The following is a 12,146-nucleotide window of genomic DNA, read 5'->3' as shown; positions in this document are numbered from 1 at the left end:
GTAAGGGGAGTGTCGAAGTCTGTTAAACATACCGGCCCGCAAGGAAAGCTGCGTTATGCGTTGCCTGCTGTTCGCTTGTCTGTTTCTCGTCACACTCCCTTCGTTCGCCCTTGACCGCTTCAAGGTCGAGGGCTATCTGCTGCCCAATGGTCTGCAAGTTCTTCTGAAACCCGGTTACGAAAAAGGCCACGTTGCCATCCGCCTGGTGGTAGGCATCGGCTTCGATGATTTTCAGTGTCAGGACAAGGAACTGCCGCACCTGCTGGAACACCTGCTGTTCAGCGGCATCGACGACACTGGAGAGGGCGGTCTGGAAGAGCGCATGCAGGCGCTGGGTGGCGAGTGGAATGCCTTCACCAGCAACACCGACACCACCTTCGTGCTCGAAGCGCCCGCCCGTAATCAGCGCAAGGTGCTGGACCTGTTGCTGGACGTCATGACAAAGACCGAGCTCACTCAGGACCGGCTCGACAATGTGAAGCGCATTGTCGAGCGTGAGGACGGGGGGCACTTTTCCCATTTGCAGCGCCTGCTTGATAATCGCGGCTCAAGCCACGGCGCCAGTAGCCAACTGGCGATAGAAATGGGGCTCAAATGCGCTGAACGTCCTGAAGTGGACAACATCACGCTGGAACACATCGAAGAGGTTTTTTCCAGCTGGTATGCTCCTAACAACATGACCCTGATCGTGGTCGGCGATCTCGACAAGCTGCTGCCAGCCTATCTTGAACGCACCTACGGCAAGCTGGCCCCGACCGATCCCATCGATCATCCACCACTGGCCGAGAGCAACGGCTCTGCCGAGCCACGACGCGAGCTGGAGCGCGGCGGGCTGGGAGATAACGCCAGACTGCATCTGTTCTACACCGAACCCGAACTCGACGATCAGCACGATGAGACCTGGGATCTGGTCAAGGCCTACCTGGACTGGTCGCTCTACACCGAGCTACGCCTCAAGCATGGCCTATCCTACGGTCCTTCGGCCGAACGCGAAGTGTTCGGCGATGTTGGCTTTCTCAGTCTGAATGCCGATGTCGAACGCGAAGACGCCGATGAAGCCGAGCGGGAAATGCGCGCGCTGGTCGAGCGTCTGCAGAAGGACGGCATGCAGCCTGAAACCTTTGCACGTCTGCAGGAAGCTGCCATTGCACGTCAGGCATGGGCCGTTCAAGGCAACAGCGCACTGGCCGATTACTACTGGGGCGCGATCAACGATTACGAGGACGGACGCTTTGTCGATCCAGCCAAACGCGTCAAGGCCGTGAGCCTGGAAACCGCCAACCGGGCGATGCGCCAGTTGTTGGCTCAGCCGGGCTACATGCGTATCGAAAAACCGCTGCTCAGCTATGACGGCCTGTACTGGGTGATTGCTGCATTGCTGGGCCTGATCGTGGTCCTGCTGGCGCTGTGGCGCTGGCGGGCGCGGCGTAAATAAGAGCCGAACCGGTGCACTGCACCTCTTCGCACAGGGACCCGCGCTGCGTTGTTATGCTGCGCGGGTTTTTGATCGTTTTGAACCGAGTGAACTGCCCAGATGCCTGACCTGAACCGCTTTGTGACACCCGTGCTCGACCTGATGCAACGCTATCCGGGGCTTATTGCGGCTTTTGGTTTCGTCTCCGGTATTGCCAGTTTCATTCTGGTGGATCGTCAGGAAGGTCTGGCCACCTGGATCGCGGTGGTCATGCTGATCAGCTGGCTGTGGCTGATGGTCGAGAACACCATGGTCGGGATGCTCAACAAGGCCATCGGGAGAGAGATTCCCCAGGGGCTGCTGCGTTACGGCACGCAGATGATTCACCAGGAAAGCCTGTTCTTCGTCCTGCCTTTCTTTTTCATCACGACCACCTGGAACAGCGGCCAGGCCGTGTTCACGGCGCTGTTGGGCGCTGCGGGGCTGATCTCGATCATCGATCCGCTGTACTACAAATGGCTCGCGCCACGCCGTTGGTTGTTCATGGCCCTGCACACCCTGACCCTGTTCGCGGCGCTGCTCACCGCGCTGCCTATCATTGTGCACCTGACCACCGCCGAGAGTTACAAGCTGGCGCTGGGTGTCGCGATGCTGCTGTCGTTTCCAAGCCTGGCGTCGAGCTTCCCGCTGACCAACTGGCGCAACGCATTGATGGTCATCACGATGATTGTGGTGGCGGGCGGCGCGGGCTGGCTGCTGCGTTCCTGGGTACCGCCTGCGACGCTGTGGCTGACCGAAGTGGCTGTCAGCCCGGACTTCGACGACAAGAACCGTACACCGGGCGACAGCATCCGCCAGATCAGCGCCAGTCAGCTGCGCGCGAGCGGCCTGTATGCGTACACCGCGATCAACGCGCCACGGGGCCTTGAGGAGCGCATCTATCACGTGTGGCGACATGACGGTAAGGAGATGGACCGGATCGCCCTGGACATCCATGGCGGACGCAAGGAAGGCTACCGCGCCTGGACCCACAAACAGAATTTCCCGCAGGACGTGGTCGGGCGCTGGCAGGTGAGGGTGCTGACAGAAGACGGACAGATGATCGGTGTGCTGCGCTTCAACGTCACCGAGGGTAATGAGCCTGCCGTCAAACGCCCGACCGGCAGGATCATCAAACTCAAGCCGGGTGGCGATACGGGTGAAGAAACCACACCGGAATCGACACCTGAAAAATCCGCGCCCGCTCAGCCGAAGCAGGAGGCGCCCGCTACTGAAGCAGCGCCAGAGACGCCAGCTCAATAATCCGTCAGGTGGCGGTGGCGCCGAAGAACCAGTAGCAGACGAAGATGGCCGCCACTACACCGGCGAACTCGGCGAACAGCGCACACCCTACGGCATGACGGGCGCGCTGAATGCCGACTGCACCGAAGTACACCGCCAGCACGTAGAACGTGGTTTCGGTGCTGCCCTGAATCGTTGCGGCAACCAGCGCAGCGAAACTGTCCACACCCTGGGTCTGCATGGTCTCGATCAGCAAGGCCCGTGCAGCACTGCCGGAGAACGGCTTGACCATCGCCGTCGGCAGCGCATCGACGAAGCGGGTGTCCCAGCCCAGCCACTCGACCATGTGCCTGATGCCTTCCAGGCCAAAGTCCAGCGCACCTGAGGCACGCAACACCCCGACAGCGCACAGCATGGCCACCAGATAGGGCAGCAGGCTCTTGGCGACGTCGAAGCCTTCCTTCGCGCCTTCGACAAACGCTTCGTAAACCTGCACCTTGCGCAGTGAGCCTACGATCAGGAACATCATGATCAGGCCAAACAACGTGAGGTTACCGAGAATGGACGACAGACCCGCCAGTGCAGCCGCCGACAGGGTCGCCAGAAAGGCCATGAAACCGCCGAGCAGCAGCGCGCCGGGAATCAGATAGGCCAGCACCACCGGGTCCCACAGCCGCAGACGCTGCATGAATGCAACCGACAGCAGCCCCACAATCGTCGAGGCGCTGGTGGCCAGCAGGATTGGCAGGAAGACCAACGTAGGGTCCGCAGCCCCTTGCTGGGCGCGGTACATGAAGATCGTCACCGGCAGCAGGGTCAGGGACGACGCGTTCAATACCAGAAACAGAATCTGCGCGTTGCTGGCGGTGTCCTTGCTGGGGTTGAGCTCCTGCAGGGAACGCATGGCCTTGAGCCCGATGGGCGTGGCGGCGTTATCCAGCCCGAGTGCATTGGCAGCGAAGTTGAGGGTAATCAGACCCAGCGCAGGATGGCCGGGCGGCACTTCGGGCATCAGCCGCAAAAACAGCGGTCCAAGCACCTTGGCCAGCCAGTCGACGATCCCGGCCTTCTCGGCAATGCGCAGAAAACCGAGCCAGAGGGTGAGGGTGCCGAACAACAGCACCATGACCTCGACCGACAGCTTGGCCATGGCGAAGATGCTTTCGACCATCGCCGCAAAGATGCCCGCATTGCCGCCAACCAGCCACTGCGCCATCGCGGAAATCGCCGCCACGACAAAAAAACCAAGCCACAGGCCATTGAGCATCGGATAAGTCCTTCACAAGATGCGGGGGATGATAACGGCGGGGTGGGCTGGAGGGAAATCGGCGGGCCATGTTCGGCCTTGCACGCGGGTTGTCGTCAACCATTTGAGGCAGAAGTTGACGCCTGCGTTGTTTTTTCGTACGGTGATCGGGTCGAAGCGACTGACCGGATGAGATCGAGCGCTTCCTGGCCTGACGAGTGATCGAAGGGTGTCCGCGCAAGGCGGGCCGAGGCGAAAGCCATAGCAGTGTCCGGATCTGTTTCACCGAATACGAAAAAGGCACCTTTCAAAAGGTGCCTTTTTTCGTTTCTGCATCTCAACGCCTGGTAGCGGTTGGTAGACCCTTGTAGGTCTTGCCGCACAACAGTACGAACGCCATGCTGCCTTTCAGGCGGGGGCCGCTGTCGTCATCTGTGTGGTACGCATTCTCTACGACCAACTGTAAATCCTGCCACTGGCGCCGATACTTTGCTGCTAAAGCGTCGCCCTTGCTTGAGCTTCAGTGCCGGCGAATTCTAGCCGTCAAAAGACTTGAAAAGCTAAATTCCCATGCCCTTCAACATCGGTAGAAACACAAAACCCCGGAAATCCGGGGTTTTGTGTTTTTTCAATCAAGCAATCACTCAACCGCAGGATTACCCAGCGGAACCGGTTCCTTGCTGCGCCAGTGCGGCAGGGAGTCCCAGTAGGCCTGGCCCTTGGCGTCGTCGTACATGCCTTCCCAGCGAGAGATGACCAGTACGGCCAGGGCGTTGCCGATCACGTTCAGGGCGGTGCGCGCCATGTCCATGATGCGGTCGACACCGGCGATGAACGCCAGGCCTTCCAGTGGAATGCCCGCGCTGCCCAGTGTGGCCAAGAGCACTACGAAGGACACGCCCGGAACGCCGGCAATACCCTTGGAAGTCACCATCAGGGTCACGACCAGCATCAATTGCGCGCCAATCGAAAGGTCGATGCCATACAGCTGTGCGATAAAGATTGCCGCAATGCTCTGGTACAGCGTCGAGCCGTCGAGGTTGAAGGAATAACCGGTCGGCACCACGAAGCTGCAGATCGCTTTCGGTGCGCCGTAGGCTTCCATCTTCTGGATGACGCGTGGCAATACAGTCTCGGAGCTCGCGGTGGAGTAGGCCAGGATCAGCTCGTCCTTGAAGATGCGCATCAGTTTGATGACCGAGAAGCCGAAGGCGCGGGCGATCAGGCCCAATACCACAAAGGCGAAGAAGGCGATGGCCACGTAAACCAGGATCACCAGCTTGGCCAGCGGCAACAGCGAAGCAAAACCGAAGTTGGCGACGGTCACGGCGATCAGTGCGAAAACGCCGATCGGTGCGTAGTTCATGATCATGTGGGTGACCTTGAACATGGTCTCCGACACGCCCTGGAACATTTTGACCAACGGATCACGCACATCAGCCTGCAGGCTGGAAAGACCCAGACCGAACAGCACCGAGAAGAAGATGATCGGCAGCATCTCGCCACGCGCCATGGCGGCAAAGATGTTGGATGGAATCAGGTTGAGGATCGTCGCGATGAACGCGTGATCGTGCTGAACCTCGGCGGTGGTCTGCTGATATTTGGAAATATCGACCGTACCCAGCGTGCTCATGTCGATGCCGGTGCCAGGGTGGAACACGTTGGCCAGGACCAGACCAACCAGAATCGCGATGGTCGTGACCACTTCGAAATAAAGGATGGTTTTGAGGCCGATACGCCCCAGCTTCTTGGCGTCGCCTACGCCTGCAATGCCGACCACGAGCGAGGCGACAACGATAGGGATGACGATCATCTTGATCAGGCGAATGAAGATGTCACCCGCTGGCTGAAGGATATTAGTGATCCACCAGGCCTTCTCGGCGCTGAAGTGATTGAGCAATGCGCCAACAGCGATACCCAGCGCCAGACCGATCAGGATCTGCCAGGCCAGACTCAGCTTTGCCTTCTTCATATTATTACCCTTGTTGAAAGTGGCTTGGGCAACTCCAAAACCGACACGCTGAAAAGGGCTTTTTCCACAGCCTTTTCAAGGGGCGGATACCTTTGGGCTGTCCACAGAAGGTCACCGCAGTCGAGCATCCCGGCTCTGTAGCAGGCGAAAAAAGTCGCAACTATTCCCACGACATGGATCCACGTCTAATGCCGTAAACGACTACCTCATGCGAAATCGGCATACAAAAACGACAAAAAGGATTGATTCACGACACGACGGATGCCGCTATTCGGCGCAAAGGTGGCTAAAACGTCGCCTACGTTGTAAAGAGGGCCGAACAATCGGGAGGGGAGTTTTGCGGGGTCGGACCGATGTTGTTACAGGATTTAATAGATATACGGTTGACCGGGATTGAACTAAACAGCAAATACGTAAAGCGCCGCACGAGTGAGGCAGTTCCCGACCGACGACGTCGATGCATGGAACCTTCCACTGTGCGGCTGCTTGCCTGACCCGGCCCTCAACGGAGGTACTCCCTGTACCCCTAGGTCGCGCCGATCATTTCAATCAACACAACCCGGCCCCTTGGTCATGCGCGTACCTTCCTCAGGTCGCGCAATAAGGAAGAGCCATCAAGCTCTTCCCCTCTGGATCAATACCAGTTCGGATCCTTGCGCAATTGCTCGTTGAGCAGTTGCTGCATGCCCTCGTCGGGCTTGCCCAGGTACCGGTAGGTGGCATGACGCGTTGGCGATTTGTCCGCAGGCAGACCGGCGGGCACTTCAACCAGCATTGCGTAGGCATCTTCCTTGTCGAGACTGAAAGCCACGATCAGGCGCTTGCTTTTGCACGTATCGGCGGTCTCGCAAAGCGGACCCACCAGATACGGATCACCATCCTCGGTCACTGCCGTCATCTGCTCGGAAGTGCCAGAAAGATTGATCACCCAGTCGGGCAGTCGCTCTTCCTTCTTCACAACCTTCGCCCAGGTCTGGCGGTATTCGGGCGCTGAAGACAGCAACTCGTTTACACGCGCCTGACCATCATTGGCGGCAATCACCACAGCACTGCCGCCCATCAACAGGGCGGCAGCCAGCGCACGGAGCGACGTATGCATCGTTAGCCTCGACCGCGACGACCGAAGAAGAACGAAACAACGAACATCACCAGGAAGACAACGAACAGGATCTTGGCGATGCCTGTAGCTGTACCGGCGATACCACCGAAGCCAAGTACTGCAGCGACAATGGCGATGATCAGAAACGTGATAGCCCAACTCAACATGGTGATACTCCTTTTTTTACAGCTGTTTGAATGTATTGGATGCAGTCATTTCAAGTCGGATCAGAAGACCCATTTTTGCTGCGGCGCTACGTCATTCGAAGAGATGACACCCTCTACAGGGCGCAGGCTCAATGCAGTGTTCTGGGCCGCTGGAGCGCTGACGCTCCGATACGAGACGCTGCTGTGAATGATTTGCTGTCTGGTTTCAGTCGCTTCGTTGGCCTGAGACCAACGCTGGAACTGCTGAATGGCGATCAGGGTGACGAGCAGGGCGAGAAGCAGAAACAGACCTTGCTGTACGTGCAGAGGGGAGATACGCAACTGTGCGATACGCTGGCTGTTCATCCGCAAACTCCCTCCGCCCCCTGGGGCATCCGATCAATCGTATGGGCCGTATGGACCGGCCTTCGTTGAAAGGGATATTGCAGACTGCGTGCCAGTTTTCAGATGCCAAATAAACTCAATAAAATCAACAGGTTGAAAGATTTTTAAAAGAGGGCCTGCGAGCAAGCTGCACGATTGCACCTTTGCAATCGTGCGTTCTGCACGAAGCGCAGCGACTGCTGCGCCGCCGATTATCAACCTGCGCTGCGAGCCATGACTTTCAAGGCGTCGGCGTTTACGCCTTTCACGCCCCGAATGTTGCGTGCAATCTCGACCGCAAGCTCCTTTTCAGCGAAGTTGGCCACCACACCGTTGAGCGTCACCAGACCCTCCTTGGTATCGACCTTGATATTGAGGCCGTCGAGGTTGCGGCTGTAGATCAGGCTGGATTTCACTTTGCTGGTGACCCAGGCGTCGCTGAGTTGCTCGACAGGGTTGAGGTTCTGCGGCTGGGTCTTGGCAGCGATGGAGTCCGCCGCACTCAGGCTGATGAGGTTATTGACGCTGACAACCCCATCCGTGTTGCTGGCGAGGCTGCCTGCAAGCTCCTTGGCTTCCGGGCTTTGGGCGCGACCCTTGAGCGTGACCACGCCATCCTTGCTGTCCACATCAATGTTCAGTGCCTCGGTCACGCTGCTCCACAGCAGCTTGGACTTCACAGTCGCCACCAGTGTGGCGTCTTCAAAGCGCTGAGCCATATTGGCTTTGGTGCCGGGCTCACTGGCGAGGGCCGCGTCGGTCTCAAGCTGGTTATCGACCTTGTCGATACCTTTGATGTCCAGCGCAATACGCTCGGCCAGTTCGCGGTCGACTTCGTTTTCTACCTTGCCCTTGAGCGTCGCGGTGCCTTGCTCAACATCCACATCGATCTTGAAAGGGCTCAGATGTTTGTTCAACGCGAAAGCGGTCCAGATCGAACCTTCCTGACGCGCTTCAGCCAACTGGGTGGGCAGATCGCCTTGAGCCTGCGCGAGCAATGGGCTGCTGCCCAACACCGCAGCGGTCGCGGTGATCAACGCGATCTTTTTCAGTGAGTGCATGGCGTTCTCCTTCTGAGGTTGGCGTTTCGTCTTTGAACAGACGGTTTTAGCGACATAAACACGGATTAATCGGTCTGTTCGTCATTAGATGAACAGATCGCTAGCATGCATGCCGCAGAATCAATCAGAATTGACCATGCAACTTGCCCGATGATTCCGAGACTAACCAAGACAATTCACTAAGGAGCGTAGGAAAAATGGAAGCAGCCACTGAGAATCAGGGCCGTATTCTGCTTGTGGACGATGAGTCCGCCATCCTCCGCACTTTCCGGTACTGTCTGGAAGACGAAGGCTACAGTGTCGCCACTGCCAACAGCGCAGCGCAGGCGGACACATTGATGCAACGCCAGGTATTCGACCTGTGCTTTCTCGATTTACGCCTGGGCGAAGACAATGGCCTGGATGTGCTGGCACAGATGCGGGTGCAGGCACCATGGATGCGCGTGGTCATCGTGACCGCTCATTCGGCGGTGGACACAGCGGTTGATGCCATTCAGGCCGGCGCGGCCGATTACCTGGTCAAACCCTGCAGCCCTGATCAACTGCGACTGGCCACCGCCAAGCAGCTTGAAGTCAGGCAACTGTCGGCTCGCCTGGAAGCACTGGAAGGCGAGATTCGCAAACCCAAGGATGGTCTGGATTCCCACAGCCCGTCGATGATGGCGATTCTGGAAACAGCCCGTCAGGTGGCCGTGACCGACGCCAACATTCTGATCCTCGGCGAGTCGGGCACCGGTAAGGGTGAGCTGGCGCGCGCGATTCACGGCTGGAGCAAACGCGCCAAGAAGTCCTGCGTGACCATCAACTGCCCGTCGCTCACTGCCGAGCTGATGGAAAGCGAATTGTTCGGTCACAGCCGCGGGGCCTTTACCGGCGCCAGCGAAAGCACGCTCGGTCGCGTTAACCAAGCGGATGGCGGCACCCTGTTTCTCGACGAGATCGGCGATTTTCCGCTTACTTTACAACCCAAGTTGCTGCGTTTCATTCAGGACAAGGAATACGAGCGTGTCGGCGACCCAGTCACTCGCCGTGCCGACGTACGCATCCTCGCCGCCACCAACCTGAACCTGGAAGACATGGTGCGCAGCGGCCGTTTCCGCGAAGACCTGCTCTATCGCCTGAACGTGATCACCCTGCACCTGCCTGCCTTGCGCGAACGCAGCGAAGATATCCTGACCCTGGCGGACCGTTTTCTGGCCCGCTTCGTCAAGGAATACGCGCGTCCGGCCCGCGGCTTCAGCGAAGAGGCGCGTGCGGCACTGCTCAACTACCGCTGGCCGGGCAACATCCGCGAGCTGCGCAACGTCATCGAACGGGCCAGCATCATCTGTCCGCAGGAGCGGGTGGAAATCAGCCACCTGGGCATGGCGGAACAACCGGCCAACAACGCGCCTCGCGTCGGTGCTGCGTTGAGCCTGGACGAGCTGGAAAAAGCCCACATCGGGGCCGTTCTGGCGACCAGCGACACACTCGATCAAGCAGCGAAGACATTGGGTATCGATGCCTCGACGCTTTATCGAAAACGCAAACAGTACAACCTGTGATTGAGCGCATATGAAACTGGCCATGAAGTTGCGCACTCGACTGTTCCTGAGTATTTCAGCCCTTATCACCGTGGCATTGCTGGGTCTGTTACTGGGCCTGGTCAGCGTCATGCAGATGGCCAGAACCCAGGAATCGCTGATCCAGCACAACTTCGCCATTCTCGATACCGGATTGAAACTGCGGCAAAACCTCGGCGACCAGTTGGTATTAATGACCGGCTCACGGCATAACGAGGCGGAACTGGAGAAAGTCCAGGAAGCGTTCAAGGATCTGCTGGATCAGAACGCCGCCAGTGACAACCGGCTGACGGTCATGGGCGCGTTCGAAAAGACTCGAGACGACTATCAGCGCTTCATCGACGACTGGAAACGCCTGGGCGACGACCCGCGCGGCATACGCGGCAACCCTGAACTCAGCGAAAGCTTCGACAAACTGCGCAACGGCTTGCTGGACATACATCGGCAGGCACTGGAAAGCATCAGCAACGCCGAGATCAGCTCTCGAGAGCGGGCATTGTGGATCGCAGGCCTTCTGGGACTGGTTGGGCTGGCTGTGCTGTGCATCGGTTTTGTAACGGCACACGGCATCGCCCGCCGTTTCGGCGCGCCCATCGAAGCGCTGGCCAAGGCCGCCGACCGAATCGGCCAGGGCAACTATGAGGTCACGCTGCCCATCTCTTCAGCGGCTGAAATGAATCTGCTGACCCGACGCTTCGGCATCATGGCCGAGGCGCTGCGCCAGCATCAGGCGACGAATGTCGATGAACTGCTGGCAGGCCAGCAACGCTTGCAAGCGGTGCTGGACAGCATCGACGACGGCCTGCTGATGATCGACCGGCAGGGCCGCCTTGAACACTTGAACCCTGTGGCCCAGCGTCAGCTTGGCTGGGACGAAAGCCGACTCGGACAAGGGCTCGGCGAAGCATTGGGCCATCCCGAACTGGACGAGCAGCTGCACCTGATTCTGCGTGGCGGCAACCTGGAGCGCGCCCCTGAAGACCTCGCCATCGAGATCGACAGCGAATCGCGTCTTCTCACCTACAGCATGACGCCAGTAAGCCATACCAAAGGACATATCCTCGGCGCGGTGATGGTCTTGCACGACGTTACCGAGCAACGTGCTTTCGAGCGCGTGCGCAGCGAGTTCGTGCTGCGCGCTTCGCACGAACTGCGTACGCCGGTCACGGGCATGCACATGGCATTTGGTCTGCTGCAGGAGAGGCTGCATTTCGCGCCCGAATCCCGTGAAGCGGACCTGCTCAATACAGTTACCGAAGAAATGCAGCGCCTGATGCAGCTCATCAACGACCTGCTGAATTTTTCGCGTTATCAGAATGGCCTGCAGAAGCTCAAGCTGGCGCCTTGCTCCATCGAAGCGCTGCTGGAGGAGGCCAAGGCGCGCTTCGAAGAACAGGCTCAGGAACAGGGCATCGTTCTGATGCTGGACATTCACGAAACCCTGCCGCGCCTGCATGCCGACCAGGCCCAGCTGGAGCGGGTACTGGACAACCTGCTCGACAACGCCCTGCGTCATACCCCGGAAAACGGCCTGATCCGCCTACAGGCCAAACGTCATGGCGAACGCGCTGTTATCAGCGTGGAAGACAACGGCGAAGGCATTGCCTACGGTCAACAGGCGAGGATCTTCGAGCCCTTCGTGCAGGTCGGACGCAAGAAAGGCGGAGCAGGACTCGGACTGGCGTTGTGCAAGGAGATCGTCCAGCTGCACGGCGGCCGAATGGGCGTCTATTCGCGCCCAGGGCAGGGCACGCAGTTCTACATGGCGCTGCCGCTTTAGCCAATACCGTGAAATGCACGCACACCTGCTTCTGCAGCTCTCGGGGGTTACGACGGCAGCGATGGGCTGCGCAGCGGCCCCAGATTGCATCTGACACACCTCGTGTGCAGGTTTTGCTGCCGATTCCCTGCAGATCGCCTCTTATCAAACAACCTGTAATCTGCTGGATGAACACGTTTTTGTGGGAGCGGACCGGGCGGC

Annotated in this window: 10 protein-coding genes; 4 read left to right on the top strand and 6 right to left on the bottom strand. The window is 58.7% G+C overall.

What is annotated here, in order from left to right; all coding sequences use genetic code 11:
* Positions 1 to 55 precede the first annotated feature (55 nt).
* Both CFBP1590_RS00465 and CFBP1590_RS00460 read left to right on the top strand, forming a co-directional pair.
* Positions 56 to 1,435, top strand: a complete 1,380-nt coding sequence (locus CFBP1590_RS00465) for a M16 family metallopeptidase (protein ID WP_088234271.1) — start codon at positions 56 to 58, stop codon at positions 1,433 to 1,435.
* A gap of 99 nt (positions 1,436 to 1,534) precedes the next feature.
* Entirely contained in the window at positions 1,535 to 2,716 is a 1,182-nt protein-coding gene (locus CFBP1590_RS00460) for a DUF5924 family protein (RefSeq protein ID WP_029243048.1), read from the top strand.
* 4 nt (positions 2,717 to 2,720) lie between these two features.
* On the opposite strand, the gene CFBP1590_RS00455 is transcribed toward CFBP1590_RS00460, so the two are convergent.
* From CFBP1590_RS00455 to CFBP1590_RS00430, 6 genes are all read right to left on the bottom strand, one after another.
* Complete coding sequence (locus tag CFBP1590_RS00455; protein WP_029243049.1) at positions 2,721 to 3,962, bottom strand: spore maturation protein; 1,242 nt, start codon at positions 3,960 to 3,962, stop codon at positions 2,721 to 2,723.
* Positions 3,963 to 4,581: 619 nt separating this feature from the next.
* Positions 4,582 to 5,913, bottom strand: a complete 1,332-nt coding sequence (gene gltP / locus CFBP1590_RS00450; RefSeq protein WP_088234270.1) for a glutamate/aspartate:proton symporter GltP — start codon at positions 5,911 to 5,913, stop codon at positions 4,582 to 4,584.
* A gap of 634 nt (positions 5,914 to 6,547) precedes the next feature.
* The gene (locus CFBP1590_RS00445) at positions 6,548 to 7,012 is read right to left on the bottom strand and encodes an inhibitor of vertebrate lysozyme family protein (protein ID WP_004887662.1); all 465 of its coding nucleotides are present in this window, start codon (positions 7,010 to 7,012) and stop codon (positions 6,548 to 6,550) included.
* A 2-nt stretch (positions 7,013 to 7,014) separates the two neighbouring features.
* The gene (locus CFBP1590_RS00440) at positions 7,015 to 7,179 is read right to left on the bottom strand and encodes a DUF1328 domain-containing protein (RefSeq protein WP_002555679.1); all 165 of its coding nucleotides are present in this window, start codon (positions 7,177 to 7,179) and stop codon (positions 7,015 to 7,017) included.
* 60 nt (positions 7,180 to 7,239) lie between these two features.
* The gene (locus CFBP1590_RS00435; RefSeq protein ID WP_025996452.1) at positions 7,240 to 7,524 is read right to left on the bottom strand and encodes a hypothetical protein; all 285 of its coding nucleotides are present in this window, start codon (positions 7,522 to 7,524) and stop codon (positions 7,240 to 7,242) included.
* A 233-nt stretch (positions 7,525 to 7,757) separates the two neighbouring features.
* Complete coding sequence (locus CFBP1590_RS00430; protein WP_025996453.1) at positions 7,758 to 8,603, bottom strand: BON domain-containing protein; 846 nt, start codon at positions 8,601 to 8,603, stop codon at positions 7,758 to 7,760.
* Positions 8,604 to 8,800: 197 nt separating this feature from the next.
* On the opposite strand from CFBP1590_RS00430, the gene algB reads away from it, so the two are divergent.
* Together algB and CFBP1590_RS00420 are read left to right on the top strand one after the other, a co-directional pair.
* Positions 8,801 to 10,147, top strand: coding sequence for a sigma-54-dependent response regulator transcription factor AlgB (algB, locus tag CFBP1590_RS00425; RefSeq protein WP_025996454.1), 1,347 nt, complete (start codon positions 8,801 to 8,803; stop codon positions 10,145 to 10,147).
* A 10-nt stretch (positions 10,148 to 10,157) separates the two neighbouring features.
* A complete protein-coding gene (locus CFBP1590_RS00420; protein ID WP_029243051.1) occupies positions 10,158 to 11,945 on the top strand; it encodes a KinB sensor domain-containing domain in 1,788 nt (595 codons plus the stop codon).
* The last annotated feature ends 201 nt before the right edge of the window (positions 11,946 to 12,146 follow it).

The sequence above is a fragment of the Pseudomonas viridiflava genome (genome assembly GCF_900184295.1).
Taxonomy (GTDB): domain Bacteria; phylum Pseudomonadota; class Gammaproteobacteria; order Pseudomonadales; family Pseudomonadaceae; genus Aquipseudomonas; species Aquipseudomonas viridiflava.
Note: the sequence above shows the minus strand (reverse complement) of the source record. Positions and strands in the feature narration are given on the sequence as shown.